The 20,060-nt window shown below is 69.8% G+C and carries 13 protein-coding genes; 8 read left to right on the forward strand and 5 right to left on the reverse strand.

Annotated elements, in window-relative coordinates; all coding sequences use genetic code 11:
* Positions 1 to 6: 6 nt before the first annotated feature.
* From ABD719_RS05870 to ABD719_RS05880, 3 genes are read left to right on the forward strand one after another with little or no spacing between them, the layout of a single operon-like run.
* Positions 7 to 735: a head GIN domain-containing protein gene (locus tag ABD719_RS05870; RefSeq protein ID WP_344692432.1), complete on the forward strand. Its 729-nt coding sequence runs from the start codon at positions 7 to 9 to the stop codon at positions 733 to 735.
* A gap of 32 nt (positions 736 to 767) precedes the next feature.
* Positions 768 to 3,182 (forward strand): ABC transporter permease, encoded by a 2,415-nt coding sequence (locus ABD719_RS05875; RefSeq protein ID WP_344692433.1) that lies wholly within the window; start codon positions 768 to 770, stop codon positions 3,180 to 3,182.
* Positions 3,175 to 4,422 (forward strand): TolC family outer membrane protein, encoded by a 1,248-nt coding sequence (locus tag ABD719_RS05880; protein WP_344692434.1) that lies wholly within the window; start codon positions 3,175 to 3,177, stop codon positions 4,420 to 4,422. The genes ABD719_RS05875 and ABD719_RS05880 overlap by 8 nt, the downstream gene beginning before the upstream one ends.
* A gap of 24 nt (positions 4,423 to 4,446) precedes the next feature.
* Here ABD719_RS05880 and ABD719_RS05885 read toward each other — a convergent pair whose 3' ends face one another.
* Positions 4,447 to 7,338: a VIT domain-containing protein gene (locus tag ABD719_RS05885; RefSeq protein WP_344692435.1), complete on the reverse strand. Its 2,892-nt coding sequence runs from the start codon at positions 7,336 to 7,338 to the stop codon at positions 4,447 to 4,449.
* Positions 7,339 to 7,383: 45 nt separating this feature from the next.
* On the opposite strand from ABD719_RS05885, the gene ABD719_RS05890 reads away from it, so the two are divergent.
* The 5 genes from ABD719_RS05890 to ABD719_RS05910 all read left to right on the forward strand — a co-directional run bounded on the left by ABD719_RS05890 (position 7,384) and on the right by ABD719_RS05910 (position 13,757).
* On the forward strand, positions 7,384 to 8,844 hold the full coding sequence (locus tag ABD719_RS05890) for a sugar porter family MFS transporter (protein WP_344692436.1): 1,461 nt from the start codon (positions 7,384 to 7,386) through the stop codon (positions 8,842 to 8,844).
* Between the two features lie 38 nt (positions 8,845 to 8,882).
* A complete protein-coding gene (locus ABD719_RS05895) occupies positions 8,883 to 9,443 on the forward strand; it encodes a TetR family transcriptional regulator (RefSeq protein ID WP_344692437.1) in 561 nt (186 codons plus the stop codon).
* A 75-nt stretch (positions 9,444 to 9,518) separates the two neighbouring features.
* The gene (locus tag ABD719_RS05900) at positions 9,519 to 10,703 is read left to right on the forward strand and encodes an HlyD family secretion protein (protein WP_344692438.1); all 1,185 of its coding nucleotides are present in this window, start codon (positions 9,519 to 9,521) and stop codon (positions 10,701 to 10,703) included.
* A 1-nt stretch (position 10,704) separates the two neighbouring features.
* Positions 10,705 to 12,267 carry an MDR family MFS transporter gene (locus ABD719_RS05905; protein ID WP_344692440.1) on the forward strand — a complete coding sequence of 521 codons (1,563 nt, stop codon included), beginning with the start codon at positions 10,705 to 10,707 and terminating at the stop codon, positions 12,265 to 12,267.
* Positions 12,267 to 13,757, forward strand: a complete 1,491-nt coding sequence (locus ABD719_RS05910; protein WP_344692441.1) for an efflux transporter outer membrane subunit — start codon at positions 12,267 to 12,269, stop codon at positions 13,755 to 13,757. The genes ABD719_RS05905 and ABD719_RS05910 overlap by 1 nt, the downstream gene beginning before the upstream one ends.
* Here the strand turns inward: ABD719_RS05910 and cobA are convergent.
* Genes cobA through nirB form a run of 4 tightly spaced genes read right to left on the reverse strand, consistent with a single transcriptional unit; the run spans position 13,682 to position 20,006 of the window.
* Positions 13,682 to 14,521 carry a uroporphyrinogen-III C-methyltransferase gene (gene cobA, locus ABD719_RS05915; protein ID WP_344692442.1) on the reverse strand — a complete coding sequence of 280 codons (840 nt, stop codon included), beginning with the start codon at positions 14,519 to 14,521 and terminating at the stop codon, positions 13,682 to 13,684. The genes ABD719_RS05910 and cobA overlap by 76 nt on opposite strands.
* A complete protein-coding gene (locus ABD719_RS05920) occupies positions 14,505 to 17,105 on the reverse strand; it encodes a molybdopterin-dependent oxidoreductase (protein WP_344692443.1) in 2,601 nt (866 codons plus the stop codon). Before ABD719_RS05920 ends, cobA begins: the two co-directional genes overlap by 17 nt.
* A 1-nt stretch (position 17,106) precedes the next feature.
* Entirely contained in the window at positions 17,107 to 17,463 is a 357-nt protein-coding gene (nirD, locus tag ABD719_RS05925; RefSeq protein WP_344692595.1) for a nitrite reductase small subunit NirD, read from the reverse strand.
* Entirely contained in the window at positions 17,463 to 20,006 is a 2,544-nt protein-coding gene (gene nirB / locus ABD719_RS05930) for a nitrite reductase large subunit NirB (protein WP_344692444.1), read from the reverse strand. The genes nirD and nirB overlap by 1 nt, the downstream gene beginning before the upstream one ends.
* Positions 20,007 to 20,060 lie beyond the last annotated feature (54 nt).

Below are 20,060 nucleotides of genomic sequence, written 5' to 3' on the forward strand. Positions count from 1 at the left end.
ATCGATATGACCCGTCCTTTCGCCGTCGCCATCGCCGCGACCTGCATCGCCCTTTCAGGCTGCGTCATCGCAGTGGAGCGTGCCGCCATCGCCGGATCGGCCACACCGGCGGAGGGCGAGGCGCAACGGCGTTTCGATGTCGCCGGCTTCGAGAAGGTCGATCTCGCCTCGTCCGACCGGGTGGTGATCGTGGTCGCCGACCGCTTCGCCGTGACCGCGGCCGGCGACCCGCGTGCCGTCGCCGCGCTGGCGATCACGGTCCGCGACGGCATGCTGCGCGTGGACCGCATGCCGGGACGGTATCGCGACCGGGGTGCCACCGTCACCGTGACGATGCCGATGCTGCGCGCGGCCTCGCTGTCCGGTTCGGGCAGCCTGCGGGCCGATGGCGTCACCGGCCCCGCCTTTGTCGGTGAACTCGGCGGATCGGGCAGCATGATGCTGAGCGGGCTGACGGCGGCGTCGGTACGGCTGAATCTCGGCGGATCGGGGTCGATCGTCGCGGATGGCCGGACCGATGCGGTCGACATCGATCTCGGCGGGTCGGGCCGGGTCGATGCGCACGCGCTGGCGACGCCCATGGTCGCCATCGACATGGGCGGATCGGGATCGATCGTCGCTGCGGCGTCGCGGACGGCCTCGATCGACGCGGGCGGTTCGGGGACCGTGCGCGTGACCGGCGGCGCGCGGTGCGATGTCCACAAGAGCGGCTCCGCCACCGTCCGCTGCGGCTGACGGCCACTTTCCTCCGGTACGGACCATCCGCGATGAACCACTTCGCCTTCCTGTCGCTCTACCGCTCGCTGACCCGCCACAAGCTCTACGCCGCGCTCAACATCGGCGGGCTGGCGGTGGGAATCGCGGTGTTCCTCATCCTCGGCCTCTATGTCCGCTTCGAGACGAGTTTCGAGAAATGGCTGCCGCGCCACGACGGCATCTATCTGGTGCAGACGGACTGGAAAGCCATGGATAGCCCCTTTGTCGGCACCTATCTGTACACGATGGGCGGACTGCTGGAGCAGTTGAAGGAGGATTTTCCGGGTCTGGTTGGCACCCGCATCAACGGTGGCGAGGCAAGCGGCACGGTGATCCGCGATGGCAGCGCGACGACCGAAGACGTGGCACGCGTCGATGCGGATTTCTTCAAGGTGTTCGATCTGCCGATGGTCGCCGGCGACAAGGCGACCGCGCTGGCCGATCCGGCATCGATCATCATCAGCCGTTCGGCGGCGCGCCGTTACTTCGGCGAGGGGAACCCGGTCGGCCGGACCATGACGCTCGCGTTCGAGAAACCGGGCGGGTACCGGGTAACCGGCGTCTTCGAGGATCTGCCGCGCAATACCGATCTGAAATTCTCGATCGTGGCGCGTCAGGGGCGGGATTTCAGCGACTGGTGGTATCATTGGGGCTCGACGTCGCTGGTCACCTATCTGCGGTTCGACAATCCCGCAGACGCCAGGGCCTTCGAGCAGCGGATGCCGGCCTTCGTCCGGCGGCGCGGCGCCGCCGATATGGGGCCGGATGTCGCCAACCAGATCGGTCTGCCACTATTGCCGATCGTGCAGGCGCATCTGAAACCGGAAGGCAAGGCCAGTGCCGCCAAGAAGCTGACCATCGTTACGCTCGGCACGGTCGGGGTGCTGACGCTGCTCATCGCCATCGTCAATTACGTCAATCTGGCTACCGCCCGGGCCGGCCTCCGCGCGCGCGAGGTGGCGATGCGCAAGGTGCTGGGCGCCGATTGGGGCATGCTGGTGCGCCAGTTCCTCGGCGAGGCGATGGTGACGGTGGCGGTCGCGGCGGTCGCGGGGCTTGCCCTTACCGAACTGGGATTGCCGCTGATCAACGCGGCCGGCGGGCTGGCGCTGGCCATCCCCTACCGGCTGGTCGTGCCGCTGCTGGTGGTGCTGACGGTCGTCGTCGGGATGCTTGCCGGCTTCTATCCGGCGCTGCTGCTCGCCCGGTCGCCGGCAAGCCAGGTGCTGTCGTCGGCGCGCTCGCCGGGCGGCGGGCAGGCAGGGGCGCGGGTGCGCGAGGCGCTGGTCGTCTTCCAGTTCGCCTTGGCGATCGCCTTCATCGTCGGCACGCTGGTGCTCGTGGCGCAGACCCGGCACGTCCGCAGCACCGATCTCGGTTTCCGGCGCGACGGTTTGCTGGTGCTGAACGGATTGAGCGACGACAGCCTCGATACCGGGCGTCGGCGGGCGATGCTCGACGCGTTGCGGCGGCTGCCGGGGGTCGGGGCGGTGACCACCGCGAACAGCGCGGTCGGCAACAACGGCAACAACAATTTCGATAACGTCGACGTGCCGGGCAAGCCAAAGCCCGGACCGTCGCTACGCTCGATCGAGGTCGGTCGCGACTTCTTCCGGACCTATGGCGCGCGACTGATCGCCGGTCGCCTGTTCGACGACGCGCATCCTGCCGACGATACGAGTGCGCTGGCGAAGGGAAGCACCCGCAACATCGTCATCAACCGCCTCGCGGTCGCCAAGCTCGGCTATGCCTCGCCGCAGGATGCGGTGGGCAAGACGGTCGGCGGAGGAACGAAGCGCACGATCATCGGGGTCGTCGACCAGCTGCGCTTCTATTCGCCGCGCCTGCCGGACGACCCCACCTACTATGTCTATCATGGCGACGTTGCGCCCTATCCGATCATCACGCTGCGCTTCACCGGCGAAACGCAGACGGTCGTGGCGGCGGCCAAGACGCTGTGGCAGCGGATGGCGCCGCTGATCCCGTTCAACGCCAAAACCGGCGTCCAGGCGCTGGCGACGTTCTATGAGGCAGACGAGCGCGCGACGCGGTTGTTCGGGATCGGCGCCGGTCTTGCCGTGATGATCGGCTGTGTCGGACTGTGGGGGCTCGCCTCGTTCAATACCGCCCGGCGGATCAAGGAGATCGGCATCCGCAAGACGCTGGGCGCTTCGTCGGCGGATATCGTGAAACTGCTGGTCGGACAGTTCCTGCGCCCGGTGCTGATCGCCAACCTCGTCGCCTGGCCGCTGGCGTTCGTGGCGATGCGGACATGGCTGGCGGGGTTCGACGACCGGATCGCCCTGTCGCCGCTCTACTTCATCGGTGCCAGTCTGCTCGCCACCGTGATCGCGGTGCTGACCGTGCTCGGCCAGTCGTTGCGCGCCAGCCGCGCCGCACCCGCTTGGGCACTGCGCCATGAATAGGTGGATCGCTGTCGCCGCAGGGCTGTGCCTCGCAATGCCCGCCTCGGCGGAAACCCTGCGCGAGGCGATCATGGCGGCCTATGCCACCAATCCGCAGCTCGCGGCGGCACGCGCCCGGCAGGAGGCATTGGCGGAGGCGCCCGAACAAGCCCGCGCCCCGGGGCGTCCGACCCTGTCCGCCGACGCGGGCGCCGGCTATGATCGGCTCGGCTATGGGCGCGCCGGGTCCGCCTCGGTCAGTGCGGCGCTGCCGATCTGGACCGGTGGGCGCGTCCCCGCCGCGGTGCGCGCCGCCGGGGAGGATGTCGCGGCCGGGGCGGAGGATTTGCGCGATATCGAGGCCGCGATCCTGGAGGGCGTCGTCACCGCCTATGCCGACCTCCTCTACAACCAGCAGGCGGTGGAGGTGGCGCGCGTCGGTATCGAGCGGCTGGATGCGCAGGTGGCGGAGGCGCGGTCCCGCTTCACGCTGGGGCAGGCGACGCGCACCGACGTGGCACAGCTGGAGGCGCAGCGCGCGACGGTCGTCGCCAATCTCGCCGATGCCGAAGGGGCGCTGGCGACCGCGGCGGCGGCCTATCGTGCCGCGGTGGGGCAGGATGCGGGTGCCCTGTCGGCGGAGGCGATCATGCCCGCCGCCTTGCCGGCCGATCGCGAACAGGCGCGGCGCGCGGCGGAAACGGCCAATCCGCTGCTGCTACGTCAACGCCGTACGGTGGCCGGGTCGGTCGCCCGGATCGACCAGGCCCGCGCCGAACGTGCGCCGTCGGTCGACATGGCCGGCGGCTATGGGCGCGGCGTCCGCCTGTCGGGCGGCGACATGCGGACTTACGACAGCGCGGCATCGGTCGGCCTGTCGCTGCGCCTGCCGCTGCTGACCGGCGGTCTGGTGCCGTCGCGCGTCCGCCAGGCGGAGGCGGTCAATCGCGCCGAACGGTTCCAGCTCGATGCCGCGATGCGTGAAGCGGTGCGTGCGGTGGACGCCGCCTGGGCCGCCCTGGGCGCCGCCCGCGCGCGTCTGGACGCGACCGTCACCGGCCTTGCCGCGGCGGACGTGGCGCTGAAGGGCGTGCGCGCCGAATATGGGTTCGGGCTGCGGTCGACGATCGACATCCTCGTCGCCGACCAGAGTTTCCGGGGGGCACAGCTGGCGGTCGCATCCGCGCGCGCCGACGTGCTCGTCGCGCAGGCGCGGCTGCTGCGCGCGGCGGGCCGTCTGGACGTGGACGCCTATGGCTGATCCCGCCGCTCGTCCGGCATGTCCCTATTTCGATCGCGGCACGGCGATGCGGCCGATCATCTTCTCGCCCCGCTCGTCGCGCTGCAGTTCGATGTCGACCGCCTCGACGCGCTGGGTCGGGCGGCCGAAGTCGCGGAACAGGTGCGCGGTCAGCAGCGACAGGCCGTTGGGGTCGAGCCGGTCGGCGGCATAGACATTGGCGCGCACCACATAGTCGCCCATGGGTGCCCGCCGCACGAAATACTCCTCCGGGCCATAGCCGGCGGTCATGTCGTTCGACAGGTGACCGCCGATCGCGGTGCGGGGATGGCTGTAGATCGCGCGCTCGCCGCCCGGCTCGTCGACCCACAGGTCGAGATCGGTGGCATCGGTGGTCCAGTCGACCACGACGCGCACGTCGGTATCCAGCAACGCGGTGAGCGCGGGGTCGAGCGGGCTGGTGCCGCCCAGCCGCTTCAGCCGCGGCACCAGCGCGTTCGCCTCCATCAGCGCGATCAGGTCGATCCCGGCCCAGCGCTCGTCGAGCGGACCGACCGCGACCTCGCGCAGCAGCGCCACCGCGCGGGTCAGATCGTCGCGGGCGGTGACCGGGCGCAGCGCCGCCCGTGCGGCCAGTGCCAGAGCGAGCAGCCGGCGTGGCTGCGGCCGGTCCGGTTCCAGTGCCGCCTGCCGCTCACGCAGTTCGATCGCGCGGTCGATCGCGCCATAACGCTCCAGCCGGTCGGCCACGATCCCCAATGTCGTCGCGTTTGCCGATGGCAGGTCGAGCGCGGACAACACCGTCTGTACCGCATCCGCCGTCCGGTCGTGGCGACGCAGCCATTCGGCGGTGTCGAGATAGAAGGCGGGCACGCCGCCTGCCTGCCGCTCCGCCTCAGCGAAGCGTTCGTCGAACCGGGCAGGCGCGGCGTCGAAGGCGCGCAGATAATCGCGGTCGGGCTGCCACGCCTCGATCGTCACCGCCGGTGGGGATCCCCCCGAGGAGACACGCGAGCCGCTGACGACGATGTCGCGCCGTTCGGCTGCGGCCCCCGCCGGCAATGGGGCGGGCGGCGGCGGCGGCGGTGGCGCGGGCGGCGCGGCGGGAGCGGGCGCGGCCACCGGCACCGCGACGGTGGGAGGTACTGGCCCCCCGCGCCGGCGTACCACCTTTGCCGCCGCCGCCGGATCGAAGCGCTGGCGCCACCATGCCACCTGCGTGGTCCACGCCGCCGTCACCTCGCGCAGGCGTTCACGCTGCGCATCGGCCCGCGCACCGTCCATCGCCTTGCGATCACCCAGATAAACAGCCAGCCGTTCGGCGGGGTAGTTGGCCGGCGGTGTGATATCGGCGGTCAGATAATCGTTCGGCGTCTCCAGCACGATGAACGACAGGCTGGGGCTCGCCACGCCGTAACGGCGGCTGGTCGCGACGAATTCGCCACGCTGATCGGTGGCCCCAAGCGTGGCAAGCAGATCGGTCGCGACCAGCGCCGCGTCGCCATCGAACGGTGTGGCCTCTTCCACGGTACGGGTGATATCGATGCCGCCGACGCGTACGGTGACGCGGCCCAGTGCCGGTGCCTGCGCGACTACGCGCCAGCGCCCGGCCGCCGCCGGGATCGTCGCGAAGGGCAGGCGGCGTCCGTCCCCGTCCATCACCGCGGCGATGCCGGGGACAGCGGTGGCGAGCGCGGCGGCAACCCGGTCGCCATCCTCGCCCAGCGCATGGGCCTGTCCGCCCAGTCCGGCTGCCAGATGCCGCAACCAGCCCATATCCGCTGCGGGCGAGGTGGTGATCGCATCTACCCGGCATCGCGGTGCGAAGGTGCTGGCCCGGTCGATCGTGACCCGCCCGTCGGAGAACAGCAGGCAGCGATCCGCCACTCCCTCGCCGGCAACCGCAGCGAAGCTGGTCGCCCCGCGATAGCGGACGCCGCGAAGCAGCTCGATCGCCGCTTCCGGCGTCGTGGCGGTCTGGCGGGTGGCACCATCGCTGGCGAAGGTTACGATCTCGATCTGCTCCGGCCGGATCGCCGCGACCGTGCGACGCAGGAGGGCGAATTCGGCTTCGTGGCGGTCGGCCAGCCGCGAACGCGACCGGTCCCAATAGATACGCAGCGTGCCGCCCTGCGCGGCGTCCGGTGTCGTCATGGCGGGGGGCAACGCCCCGGTCAGCTGGACGAACCGCTCACCGTTGCGATGGCGGCTGGCGATGGTGTCGGGCGTGGTGACCGGACCGATCACGATCGCGCCGTTCAGTGCGTTCTTGCCGCTCGCGGTGGCGCTCTGCCCGTCACGCTGCCCGTTGTTCTGGCCGTCATCCTGCCATCGCCCGGTCTGCCCGTCCGGCATCAGCAGCGTCGGCGAGGTCGCCATCCCGTCGGCCGTCACCGTCACCCCCCAGCCGGTACGCGGCGCGGCGAGCCGCAGCGGCAGGCGGAGTCCTTCCACCCCGATCGGCACCGCGAAGCGCAACCGGATCGTCCTCCGCCCGCCCGGCAGGATCGGGAACACGCGCGTCCGGAACCCGCCATCGGCCACCACCTCGGCCAGTCCGGGATCGACACCGCGGCGGACCCGCGCCTCATACACCGCCTTTGCCCGGGGCTGATCGACCAGCACGCCATCGACCAGCTGTTCGCCGACATCGAGCGCATAGCCGGTAACGATCGCGTCTTTCGGCAGCGCGAACCGGAAATCGCCTTCCAGCACCTCGTGGCCGTCATTGGCGAATTCGGCGGTGACGGTGCCTTCGGCCACCGCACCGTGGAGTCGCATCGCCACGTCGAAACGGTGGAGTACGATGTCGCGGCCATGCGCGGCGTCGCGGATACCCCCGACGGTGGCGGTCAGGCTGGGATTGGCGATCGGTTCCTGCGCAACGACGGGACCGGCCACGAGCAGCGAAAGGACGAAGGGTGCCGCAAATCTCATTCGTCACCCATCCCCGCCGTTATCGTGCCGAGACTAGGGCCATGGGTGCGCCCTCGGCAAGGCGGCATCGCGGCGGTCGCGACCGTGTTCAACACGCCGATTGCTCCCTATCAGTCGAATGGCCTGACGGGGGCGCGGACGTCGAATCGGGCGGTCGCCTGTTCCGTGTGGGCGTGCGCTTCATCTATCGAGGATCGGCCATTGACGACGTTGTTGCTGAGGGGGGTGCTGGTCGGTGGCCTGTCCGGTCTGCTGTTCGGGTTCGACACCGCCGTCATCGCCGGCACCACCGAGGGCATCCGTACCGCGTTCGACCTCGATGCCACGGGTGTCGGCATCACGGTGTCGGCGGCGCTGTGGGGCACGCTGGCGGGGGCGCTGCTCGCGGGCAAGCCCGGTGACCGTTACGGGGCGAGGAACGCGCTGAAGGCGATCGCCATCCTCTATTGCCTGTCGGGGATCGGCTGCCTGTTCGCGTGGAGCTGGCCCGCGCTCATCGCCTTTCGCGTCATGGCCGGCCTGGCGGTCGGCGCGTCGTCGGTGCTGGCACCGGTCTATCTGGCGGAGATCGCGCCGGCCAACCGCCGCGGCCTGATGGTCGGCACGTTCCAGCTGAACATCGTCGCGGGCATTCTGGTCGCCTATCTCAGCAATGCCATCATCACCGGCTTCGCGCTGGGGGCGATCGACTGGCAGGTGAAGCTGGGCGTCACCGCGCTGCCGGCACTGCTGCTGCTGGCGATGATGTTCACCATTCCGGACAGCCCGCGCTGGCTCGCCGCCAGGGGGCGCATGGCCGAGGCGGCGGATGTCCTGGCCCGGTTCGGCGTGGCCAATCCCGAAAAAGAACTGGCGGGCTATGTCCGTGCCGACCGATCCGCGCCATCGCCGCGCCTGTCCTGGTCGCGCCATCGCAAGCCCATGCTGCTGGCCTTCGGCATCGCGGCGTTCAACCAGCTGTCGGGCATCAACGCGATCCTCTATTACCTCAACGACATCTTCGCCGCCGCCGGATACGACGCCGTTTCCGCAGACCGGCAGGCGGTGGTGATCGGCCTGTGCAATTTCGCCTTCACCGCGCTGGCGCTGCTGGTGATCGACCGGCTGGGGCGGCGGACGCTGCTGTTGATCGGGTCGGTCGGGCTCACTGCGACGCTGGGCGGGACGGCCGCGGTGTTCCTGAGCGGGCAGGGCGAGCAATATCTGCTGTGGCTGCTGATCGGCTTCATCGCCTTCTTCGCGTTCAGCCAAGGCGCGGTCATCTGGGTCTATATCAGCGAGATATTCCCCACCGACGTGCGTGCGCGGGGTCAGAGCCTGGGTTCGTCGACCCACTGGTTCATGGACGCGATCATCGCGATGGCGTTTCCGCTGGTGGCCGCGCAGACGCGGGGTGGCCCGTTCGTCGTGTTCGCGGTGATGATGGCGGTGCAGTTCGTCGTCGTCTTCCTCTTCTTCCCCGAAACCAAGCGGCGGTCGCTGGAAGCGATCGAGGCGAGCGTATGACGCGGCGGCGGACCGGCGAATAGGGGGACGATGCGGGGATGCGGCGTGATGCCCGGATACGACGCGACGCGCTGATCACGGCGGCGGCGGAAATTTTCGCCGAACGCGGTTACAGCGTGCCGCTGGAAGAGGTGGCGGCCCGGGCCGGGGTAGGGCGCGGCACGTTGTACCGCAACTTCAGGGACCGGGAGGCGCTGGCGCTCGCGATCTTCGAACGGGAGATCGACCGGGTTGACGAGATCGTGGCGGGTGACCGGCCTTTTCGCCAGACGCTGGTCGATCTCGCGCTGGGCGGCGCGCGCGGTACGGCGTTGTTCGCCCGGATCGCGACCGAACTGGTCGCCGATCCCGCGAACATGGCGGCGCTGGAGGCACTGGGTACGCGGCTGGCCGGTGCGCTCGATCCGCTGGCGCGCCGCGCCCGTGCCAACGGCGATGTGCGTGACGATGTCGACGGTGCCCGGCTAGGGCTTGCGCTGCGGATGGTGGGGGGGCTGTTCTACGATCCGCATACCGAAGCGGCGGCGGTGCGACGATTGAACGAAGCGCTGGATATCGTCCTCGATGGCATACGTCCCGTCCCCGGCCGAACAATCTAACCGGACATCTTGTCCGTTTCATCGGTCTGGATTATCGCGCTGTCGACACTTACGTCCGGCTCGGCCGGATGAACGATGAGGTGGATCGTGGATCAGGACGAAGACACCGCAGCGCGCGACGATGCCGTCGATACGCCCGAAGCCGCCGGCGGCAAGGTGAAGAAGGGCCTGAGTCCCCGTACGAAGATCATCCTGATCCTGCTGGCGCTCGCGGTGATTGCGGCGGGGATCGTCTGGTACGTCCGTCACGAGACGCGCGGCAAATATCTGCAGGAAACCAACGACGCACAGGTCGAGGCCGATATGGTGACGGTGTCGCCGCGCGTCGCGGGCTATGTCGCCGACGTGTTCGTGGGGGACAATCAGGACGTACGGGCGAACCAGCCGCTGGTCCGGATCGATCCGCGCGATGTGCGGGCGCAGGCCTCGCAGGCCGAGGCACAGATCGCGGTGGCGGCGGCGCAGGCCGACAATGCGCGGGCGCAGATCGCCGAGCAATATGCGACGATCGATCAGGCTCGCGCGCAACTGGCCGCCGCGCGTGCGAAAGCCGCCTATGATGCGGGCGAGGTGGCTCGATACCGGCCGCTTGCCGCCTCCGGCGCGGAGCCGCGCGCGCAACTGGCGCAACTGGAGGCGACCGCACGGCAATCCGCCGACAATGTCCGGGCGCAGGCCGCGGCGGTGACGATGCAGGAACGGCGCGTCGCCTCGTTCCGGTCGCAGGAGCGACAGGGAGCGGCGCAGGGGCGGGCGGCGCGGGCGCAGCTCGAAGCCGCCAATGTCGATGTCGGTGCCACGTTGATCCGTGCCGCCAGCGCCGGGCGGATCGGCGACAGGACGGTGACGGTCGGCCAATATGTCCAGGCGGGGACGCGGCTGATGTCGATCGTGCCGCTCGACCGGCTCTACATCACCGCCAATTTCAAGGAGACGCAGCTGGCGCTGATGCGTCCCGGCCAGCCTGTAACGATCGATGTCGATGCGCTGGACGGCGTGGAACTGAAGGGCCGGGTGGAAAGCGTGTCGCCGGGCACGGGCGCGCAATTCTCGTTGCTGCCGCCGCAGAACGCCACCGGCAACTTCACCAAGATCACGCAGCGCGTACCTGTCCGCATCTCGATCGAGGCGACGCCGGCGGCGCGGCGGCTGCTGGTGCCGGGGCTGTCGGTGGTGGTCACGGTCGACACGATCGGGGCGAAGGGCGAACTCGACCGCATCCGCGACCAACAGCGGCAGGCCGATCGCGGGGAACGCTGACGTGGCCACCGCTGCCGCCGCTACCCCGCCGCGAAAGGGCGCCGACCGTGCCGATGCCTCCGCGTGGCTGGCGGTGGCGGCCGGGACGCTGGGCGCGTTCATGGCGACGCTCGACATCTCGATCGTCAATTCGTCGCTGCCGACGATCCAGGGCGAGATCGGCGCCAGCGGCACCGAGGGGACATGGATCGCGACCGCCTATCTGGTGTCGGAGATCATCATCATTCCTATGGCCGCGTGGCTGGAGCGGATGCTGGGGCTGCGCACCTTCCTGCTGATCGCGGCGGGGCTGTTCACCGCCTTTTCGGTGATGTGCGGCCTGTCGACCAGCCTGGGCATGATGGTGTTCGGACGTGTGGGGCAGGGCTTCACGGGCGGCGCGATGATCCCGACCGCGCAGGTCATCATCGCGCAGCGGCTGCCGCGCGCGCAACAGCCGATCGGCATCGCCGCGTTCGGCGCGACCGCGATTCTGGGGCCGGTGCTGGGGCCGCTGATCGGCGGCTGGCTGACCGAGAATGTCAGCTGGCATTATGCCTTCTTCATCAACGTGCCGATCTGCGCCATCCTCGTCACGCTGCTGCTGCTCGGCCTGCCGCATGAAAAGGCCAAGCTGCATTTGTTCGGTCAGGCGGACTGGAAGGGGATCGCCGGGCTGGCACTGGGGCTGGGCGGGCTGACCGTCTTCCTGGAGGATGGCCAGCGCGAGCAATGGTTCGATTCCAGCCTGATCCGGACGATGTTCGGGGTGATGCTGGCGGGATTTGTCCTGCTGTTCTGGGGGCAGGCGACCGCGCGGCGGCCGATCATCAAGCTGAAGCTGCTGCTCGACCGCCAGTTCGGATCGGTGGCGCTGATGGGCGTGGTGCTGGGCGTGGTGCTGTACGGCACCGCCTATGCCATTCCGCAGTTCCTGTCATCGATCGCGGGGTACAATGCGCTCCAGTCGGGCAAGGTGGTGCTGTTGTCGGGATTGCCGAGCCTGTTCATGATGGCGATCGTGCCGTTTCTGCTGCGGCGCGTGGATATCCGCATCGCGGTCGCCGTCGGCCTTGGCATCATGGGTCTGTCGGCGATGATGGATGCGAACCTGACGATGGCGTCGACGGGCAGCGATTTCACCGCCAGCCAGCTGATGCGCGGCGTCGGACAGATACTGGGCATGTTGTTCCTCAGCCAGGCGGTGGTGCGATCGGTGCCGCCCGAGGATGCCGGCGACGCATCCGGGCTGTTCAACGCGATGCGCAATCTGGGCGGCAGCTTCGCGCTGGCGGGCATCTCGATCCTGCAGGACCAGCGGCAGTGGCTGCATTCGCGCCGGATCGAGGAGTCGCTGAACGCCAACGGCGTCGCGGTGCAGGACTTCGTCGGCGGCCTGTCGCAGCAGTTCGGCGGGATGCCGACCGCGCTGCGTGTCGTCGGTCAGCAGATACAGGGGCAGGCACTGGTGATGACGTACAACGATATCTTCTGGATCATGGGCGCCGGCACACTGGCGGTGCTGCCGCTGGTGCTTTTCCTGAGGCCGCTGCCGCAGGACGCCGCGCCGGCGATGGTGCATTGATGCGGGCGTTTCCGCTCCTGTGTGGCGCGGCGCTGGCCGGTTGCACGGTCGGCCCTGACTACAAGGCACCGCCGGCGATCGCGAGCGAGGCGGTGGCGCGCGGCAATTTCGTGCGGGCGCGCGATGCCGCGTTCGCGCCGGCTCCCGGCCTTGCCCGGTGGTGGGAAGCGCTGGCCGATCCGACGCTGACCGCGCTGGTCGACGATGCGCTGGCGCACAGCCCGACGATCGACGAGGCGACCGCGCGCATCCGTGCCGCGCAGGCGCAACTGAGGCAGCAGCGTACCGCACAACTGCCCGCCGTCAGCGCCAACGCCACCTATCTCCATGCCACGCTGCCCGGGGTCGGCATCGGCGACAGCGGGGCGGCGGAGGGTGGAACGGCTGACGGCGGGGCGGGTGGCACAAGCGGTTCGGGTAGCGCGAGCGGCCTCGACTTCTACAATCTCGGTTTCAACGCGTCGTGGGAACTCGACCTGTTCGGCGGCGGCCGGCGCGGGGTGGAGCGGTCGCGCGCCACGATCGGGGCGCGCGTCGCCGATCTGGCGGATGCGCAGGTGTCGCTGTCGGCGCAGGTGGCGCAGGCCTATGTCGCGTTGCGCGACGTGCAGGCGCGTATCCGACTGAACCGCGCGTCGACGGCGTTGCAGGAGCGGCAGGTCGTGCTGGCGCGACAGCGTTATGCCGCCGGCACCGCGTCGCTGCTCGATGTGGAGCGGCTGCGCAACCAGCTGGAAAGCACGCAGGCGGATGCGATCCCGCTGGGCGCGCAGGCGGACGAGTATCTGAATCAGCTGGCGGTGCTGACCGGGCGGGTGCCCGGCGCGCTCGACATGACGTTGGGCACGATCGTGCCCGTGCCGTTGCCCCCTGCGCGGGTCGCGATCGGCGATCCGGCGGCGATCATCGCCAACCGGCCCGACATCCGCGCGGCCGAGCGTGCGCTGGCGGCGAACACCGCGGCGGTGGGCGTGAACAAGGCGAAGGAACTGCCCGGCATCCGTTTCCTGGGCATATTGGGGCTGGGCGGCACGAGCCCCGGCGACGTGTTCGATCCCGGCAACCTGACGACGCTGCTGGCGCCGTCGCTCAACTGGTCGCTGCTCGATTTCGGGCGCAACCGTGCGGTGACGCGGGGGTCGGAAGCGGATCGCGACGCATCGGACGCCGCCTATCGCCGGACGGTGCTGGCCGCGTTGCAGGATGCGGAAACCGCGCTGTCGCGGTTCGGCAACACGCGCGCGCAACTGGGTCAGCTGATCCACGTGGAAGCGACGGCGCGGCGATCGACGGCGCTCAATGCCCAACGGGTACGGGCTGGCACCACCTCACTGATCGACCAGCTCGATATCGAACGCCAGCAATTGTCGGCGGCGATCGCGGTCGAGCAGGCGCGGGCGCAGTTGGCGCAGAGCTATATCGCGGTCAACAAGGCGCTGGGACTCGGCTGGTCGGCACCGGCATCCGCAGCTGCTGCGCCGGCGCGCTGATCCTCCCCCTGGTCGCCGCGGCTCACCGCCTCGCCGATCACGAGCAGGGTCGGATCGTCGTCGCTGATCGTGCGGACGAGGAAGGCGAGCGAGGCCAGCCGGCCCCGGATCATTCGTTCCTGCGGCAGCGATACGTTGACCGCGATCAGCACCGGCGTGTCGGGCGAACGGCCCGCCGCGATCAGTTCCCGTGCCACCTCCGGCGCGGCGGCGCGGCCCATATAGACCGCCAGCGTGGCATCCGGGTCTGCCAGTCCCGCCCAGTCCAGATCGAGCGGCGCGCCGGCGCGGGCATGGGCGGTGACCAGCGTCAGCTTGCGGGCCAGGCCGCGCAGCGTCAGTGAGACGGCGGCGCTGGCGGCGGCGGCGCTGGCGGCGGTGATGCCGGGGCAGACGCGGACCGGCACGCCATGCGCGGCAAGGTGATCCATCTCCTCGGTCGAGCGGCCGAACACCGACGGGTCGCCGCCCTTCAACCGCACCACCCGCCGCCCGGCCAGCGCTGCGGCGAGCAGCAGGTCGTTGATCGATCCCTGATCCTTGGAATGCCGGCCCGATCGCTTGCCGACGCTGACGCGCTCGACATGATCGGGCACCAGATCGAGGATGCCGGGGCCGACCAGCGCGTCGTGGAACACGATGTCCGCCGCGCCGATCAGGCGTTCCGCCTTGCGGGTGAGCAGGTCGGGATCGCCGGGGCCTGCGCCCACCAGCCAGACGGTGCCGGGATCGATATCCGGCATGATCCTATCGCGATGCGGCATCGGCGGTCTCCGTCAGGGTGGTGGTGGCGATCAGCCGGGCGAGCGCCGGGCGGCACGACCCGCAATTGGTGCCCGCGCCCAGCGCCTCGCCGATCGCGGCGACGCTGACGAGCCGCTGACCGGCGATCGCGGTGACGATCGTCTTCAGCCCGACATCGAAACAGGCGCACACGATCGGCCCGTGGTCGACGACCGTCCCCGGCGCGCGACCGGCAAGCAGCGCCGGGCCGGGGGTGGCGTGATCCAGTTGCGCGATCAGCCAGTCGCGCGCGGGAAGCAGGCCGGACCGGGTGACGAACAGCACCGCCGCCACCCGGCCATCACGCAGGATCGCGACCCGGCGCGTGCCCTTCGCGGGGTCCTGCGCCTCGATCCGGTCGCCCTTGGGCAGGGTGCGTTCCAGCGCCGCCGGGTCGCCGTCCCCCGCCAGCTCGAACAGCGCGCCGCCCGGTACGGTGACGCGGGTGGCCCACAGGCAGTCGGGCAGCGCCGCCGCCGCATCGCGGGTGACGAGGAAACCGCGCCAGGCGGGCACGACCGGTTCGATCCGGGCGGGCGTGTTCTTGAAACCGGGCTGGCCCGAATGCGGATCGGCGAGGGGGCGGGGCAGCAGGCCGGCGCGGCCGCCGGTCGATTGCCGATCGGTCCAGTGGATCGGCACGAACAGTTCGCCCGGCCGCTGTCCGGTGGCGATCGTCACGCGGAACAGGCTGTCCCCCTGCGGCGTGGCGACGCGGGCGAGGCCGCCATCGGTCAGGCCCAGCGTCGCGGCATCGTCCGGATGGACCTCGACCAAAGGTTCCTCGCGATGGCGGGCCAGTTTGGGGCTGAGGCCGGTGCGCGTCATCGTGTGCCACTGGTCGCGGTAACGGCCGGTGTTGAGCGTCATCGGCCACCCGCGCAGCGGCTCGGCCAGCGCGATCTGGCGCACCGGCACCAGCCGTGCCCGGCCGTCCGGTGTCGAGAACCGTCCGTCGGCGAAGGGGCGGCCGCCCCAGCGGAACGGCGCCAACGCGTCATAGGCCTCGTTGCCGATCGCGGCGTGCGCCTTCAGGTTCAGCACGCGCGCGCCGTCGTTTTGATACGCGGTCAGGCGGGCATGTTCGCGCCAGATATCGGCGGGGTGGCGATAGGCGAAGGCATCCGCCCAGCCCATCCGGGCGGCGACCTGCGCCACGATCCACCAGTCCGGCTTCACCTCCCCCGGCAGCGGCAGCACGGCGCGCTGGCGGGAGATGGTGCGATCGGAATTGGTGACGGTGCCGTCCTTCTCGCCCCAGGCGGCGGCAGGCAGGCGGACATCCGCGTGGAGACCGGTATCGGTCGTCTCCATCACGTCGGACACGACCACGAACGGGCAATCGGCCAGCGCCGCGCGCACCCGTCCGGCATCGGGCATCGACACCGCCGGGTTGGTCGCCATGATCCACAGCGCCTTGATCCGGCCCTGTTCGACCGCGCGGAACAGGTCGACCGCCTTCAGCCCCGGCTTCGTCGCCATCTGGGGGGCGGCCCAGAAACGGCCGACGCGCGCCACGTTGTCGGGCGCGAAATCCATGTGCGCGGCAAGGGTGGAAGCGAGGCCGCCGACTTCGCGTCCGCCCATCGCATTGGGCTGGCCGGTGATCGAGAAGGGTGCGGCGCCGGGCCTGCCGATCCGTCCGGTCGCGAGGTGCAGGTTCAGGATCGCATTGACCTGATCGGTGCCGCGGATCGACTGGTTGATGCCTTGGCTGAACAACGTGACCGTGCGCGGCGTCGCGGCGAACAGCTCGAAGAAGCGGTGGAGGTCGGCCGGCGCCACGTCGCAGGTGCGGGCGGTGGTCCACAGATCGCCGTCCGCGTCCAGCGCCGTCCAGAACCCGTCGGGCACGTCCAGCGTGGCGTCGTCGGTCAGCCCCTCGCGCCGGCAATGGGCCAGCAGGCCGTTCATCAGCGCGACGTCGCTGCCCGGCCGGATCGCGAGGTGGAGGTCCGCTTCCTCCGCCGTTTCGGTGCGGCGCGGGTCGATCACCACCAGCTTCGTGCCGCGCGCCGCGCGCGCCGCCTGGATGCGCTGATAGACGACGGGATGGCACCACGCGGTGTTCGACCCGACCAGCACGATCAGGTCCGCCTCGTCGAGATCGTCGTAGCTGGCGGGTACCACGTCCTCGCCGAACGCGCGCAGATGCCCGGCCACCGCGCTCGACATGCACAGGCGCGAATTGGTGTCGATGTTGCCGGAGCCGATGAAGCCCTTCATCAGCTTGTTGGCGACATAGTAATCCTCGGTCAGCAACTGGCCCGAGACGTAGAGGGCGACGCTGTTCGGCCCGTGCGCCGCGATCGTCTCGCGGAAGCGCCGGGCGACGAGGTCGAGCGCCTTGTCCCACCCCGCGCGCCGGTCGCCGATCATCGGGTGGAGCAACCGGCCCTCCAGCCCCGTCGTCTCGCCCAGATGCGTGCCCTTGGAACACAGCCGGCCGGCATTGGCGGGGTGATCGGCATCGCCCCGGATCGTCACCCCCCGTTCGCCCTGGCGGGTGGCGACGATCCCGCAGCCGACCCCGCAATAGGCGCAGGTGGTGCGTATGCCTGTCATCTCAGGCCGCCCGCGCCACGGGGACGGTAGCGATGACGGTGGCGGCGCGGGGGATCAGCACGCGGCCGTCCCGCACCTCGACCGGCACGGTCGGCACGCAGCCCTTGTCCTCGCCCAGCGCCTCGCCCGTCGCCAGCGAGATGCGCCAGTTGTGCAGGGGGCAGGACACCGCATGGCCGTGGACGATGCCCTGGCTGAGGGGGCCGTGCTTGTGCGGGCAGCGGTTGACCAGCGCGAACACCCGGTCGTCGCCGGTGCGGAAGATGCCGATGTCGTCGCTTCCCGCGATCGTCACGGTGCGCGCACCGCGCAGGGGAATGTCGGCGACCGCCCCGATATCGATCCAGTCGGCGGGCATCATGCGTTCTCCATCATGGCGGGACCGGGTGCGGCGCCGGGTGCGGGGCCGAAGGCGGCGAGGGGGGCATGTTGTTCGCGATCGGCCCCCGCCGCCCGCGCCGCCCAGGGATCGTCCTGCATGAACTGCTGCGAGAACAGGAACCGTTCGGTCAGCGCCTCCCGGCCCGGCGCATCGTCGACGATCCGTGACTTGATGTAATCGAGGCCGATCCGCTCGATCCACGGCGCGGTGCGTTCCAGATAGCGCGCCTCCTCACGGTAGAGCTGGGTGAAGGCGGCGCAGTAATCCTTCGCCTCCTGCTCGGTGGCGACCTTGCACAGAAAGTCGGTGGCGCGGACCTTGATGCCGCCATTGCCGCCGACATGGAGTTCGTAGCCCGAATCGACGCAGACCACGCCGAAATCCTTGATCGTCGCCTCCGCGCAGTTGCGGGGGCAGCCCGATACCGCGATCTTGAACTTGTGCGGCATCCACGATCCCCAGGTCATCTGTTCGATCTGGACGCCGAGACCGGTCGAATCCTGCGTGCCGAACCGGCACCAGTCCGACCCGACACAGGTCTTCACGGTGCGCAGCGATTTGCCATAGGCGTGGCCGCTGACCATGCCGGCCGCGTTCAGATCGGCCCAGACGGCGGGCAGATCCTCCTTCTTGATGCCAAAGATGTCGAGCCGCTGGCCGCCGGTGACCTTGACCATCGGCGCGTTGAACTTGTCGACCACATCGGCGATCGCGCGCAACTCACGCGGGTTGGTCAGCCCGCCCCACATCCGCGGCACCACCGAATAGGTGCCGTCCTTCTGGATGTTGGCGTGCATCCGTTCGTTGACGAACCGGCTCTGCTGGTCGTCGACATAGACGCCGGGCAGCGCGCACAGCAGGTAATAGTTGAGCGCGGGGCGACAGGACGAACAGCCGTCCGGGGTCGACCAGTGGAGCTTCTGCATCACCTCCGGGATCGAGCGCATGTCCTGCGCCACGATCTCGCGCCGGACGTCGTCATGGCCGAAGCTGGTGCATGTGCACATCGTCTTCACGGTGCGCTCGCCGCCGTAATCGGCCCCGAGCGTAAGCGACAGGAGCTGTTCGACCAGACCGGTGCACGATCCGCACGAGGCCGACGCCTTGCAGGTGGAGCGCACCGCATCAAGGCTGGTCGCCCCGTCCACGATCGAGCAGACGACCTTGCCCTTGGTCACGCCGTTGCAGCCGCAGATCTCGGCATCGTCCGAGAGCGCCGCAACGGCCGCCTTAGGGTCCGCCTGCCCCCCTCCGGAGGCATAGGCCTGACCGAAGATCAGCATCTCGCGGATGTCGGCGATGTCCTCCCGTTTCTTCAGCAGGTCGAAATACCAGCCGCCATCGGCGGTGTCGCCGTACAGCACCGCGCCGACGATGCGGTCGTCACGGACGACCACACGCTTGTAGATGCCGCGCGCGGCATCGCGCAGCACGATATCCTCCGCGCCCTCGCCGCCGCTGAAGTCGCCCGCCGAGAACACGTCCAGCCCGGCGACCTTCAGCTTGGTGGAGGTGACGGAGCCGCGATAGCCGCTGTGCCGCTCCACCAGCCCGTCCGCCAGCGCGCGGCACATGTCCCACAACGGCGCGACGAGGCCGTAGACCATGCCGTCATGCTCGACGCACTCGCCCACCGCCAGCACGTCCGGATCGGAGGTGACCATGTGATCGTCGACCTGGATGCCCCGGCCGACCGCCAGCCCCGCCGCGCGGGCGAGGGCGACCGCGGGACGGATGCCGACCGCCATGACGACGAGGGTGGCCGGGATCACGGTGTCGTCGGCCAGCCTGACCGCCTCGACCCGGTCGGTGCCGACGATCCCGGCGGTGTTCGCGCCGGTCAGCACCGTCTGCCCGCGTGCCTCCAGCGCGGATTTCAGCAGCCAGCCGGCGGCCTCGTCGAGCTGGCGTTCCATCAGCGTGGCGGCGAGGTGGATCACCGTCACCTTCATGCCGCGCAGGGTGAGGCCGTGTGCCGCCTCCAGCCCCAGCAGACCGCCGCCGATCACCACCGCATCGCCGCCCCGTCCGGCGGCGACCAGCATGTGATCGACATCCTTCATGTCGCGGAAGGTGATGACGCCGGGCAGGTCGTGGCCGGGCACGGGGATGATGACGGGATCGGAGCCGGTGGCGATCAGCAGCTTGTCGTAGCCGACCGTGCGGCCCGACCGCGCGGTCACGGTGCGGGCGGCGCGATCGATATGGTCGACCGGGTCGCCGGCGATCAGGTCGATATCGTGATCGGCGTACCAGGCGGCGTCGTTGATGACGATCTCGTCGAACGTCTTCTCGCCCGCCAGCACCGGCGACAGCATGATGCGGTTGTAGTTCACATGCGGTTCGGCGCCGAAGATCGTCACCCGGTAGCGACCGGGCTCGCGCGCCAGCAGTTCCTCCACCGCGCGGCACCCAGCCATGCCGTTGCCGATCACCACCAGCCGGCGGTCGCTCCGCACGGCGGACGGGATGGGGTCCGCCTCCGGGGTTTCCGTATTGCCGAGTTCGTGAAAGTCCATTTTTCGCGCTCCGAAACGAAAAAGGCCGCCATGCGGACGCTGGGGAAACCCAGC

It is taken from the genome of Sphingomonas cynarae (genome assembly GCF_039537815.1).
GTDB classification, from domain to species: Bacteria; Pseudomonadota; Alphaproteobacteria; order Sphingomonadales; family Sphingomonadaceae; genus Sphingomonas; species Sphingomonas cynarae.

What these genes read in the sequence shown, in the direction of transcription:
- ABD719_RS05895 (WP_344692437.1), top strand. Translation starts at nt 8,883, where the DNA reads ATGCGGCGTGATGCCCGGATACGACGCGACGCGCTGATCACGGCGGCG.
- nirD (WP_344692595.1), bottom strand. Translation starts at nt 17,463, where the DNA reads ATGCCCGCCGACTGGATCGATATCGGGGCGGTCGCCGACATTCCCCTG.
- ABD719_RS05920 (WP_344692443.1), bottom strand. Translation starts at nt 17,105, where the DNA reads ATGACAGGCATACGCACCACCTGCGCCTATTGCGGGGTCGGCTGCGGG.
- nirB (WP_344692444.1), bottom strand. Translation starts at nt 20,006, where the DNA reads ATGGACTTTCACGAACTCGGCAATACGGAAACCCCGGAGGCGGACCCC.
- ABD719_RS05900 (WP_344692438.1), top strand. Translation starts at nt 9,519, where the DNA reads ATGAGGTGGATCGTGGATCAGGACGAAGACACCGCAGCGCGCGACGAT.
- ABD719_RS05875 (WP_344692433.1), top strand. Translation starts at nt 768, where the DNA reads ATGAACCACTTCGCCTTCCTGTCGCTCTACCGCTCGCTGACCCGCCAC.
- ABD719_RS05910 (WP_344692441.1), top strand. Translation starts at nt 12,267, where the DNA reads ATGCGGGCGTTTCCGCTCCTGTGTGGCGCGGCGCTGGCCGGTTGCACG.
- ABD719_RS05880 (WP_344692434.1), top strand. Translation starts at nt 3,175, where the DNA reads ATGAATAGGTGGATCGCTGTCGCCGCAGGGCTGTGCCTCGCAATGCCC.
- ABD719_RS05870 (WP_344692432.1), top strand. Translation starts at nt 7, where the DNA reads ATGACCCGTCCTTTCGCCGTCGCCATCGCCGCGACCTGCATCGCCCTT.
- cobA (WP_344692442.1), bottom strand. Translation starts at nt 14,521, where the DNA reads ATGCCGCATCGCGATAGGATCATGCCGGATATCGATCCCGGCACCGTC.
- ABD719_RS05885 (WP_344692435.1), bottom strand. Translation starts at nt 7,338, where the DNA reads ATGAGATTTGCGGCACCCTTCGTCCTTTCGCTGCTCGTGGCCGGTCCC.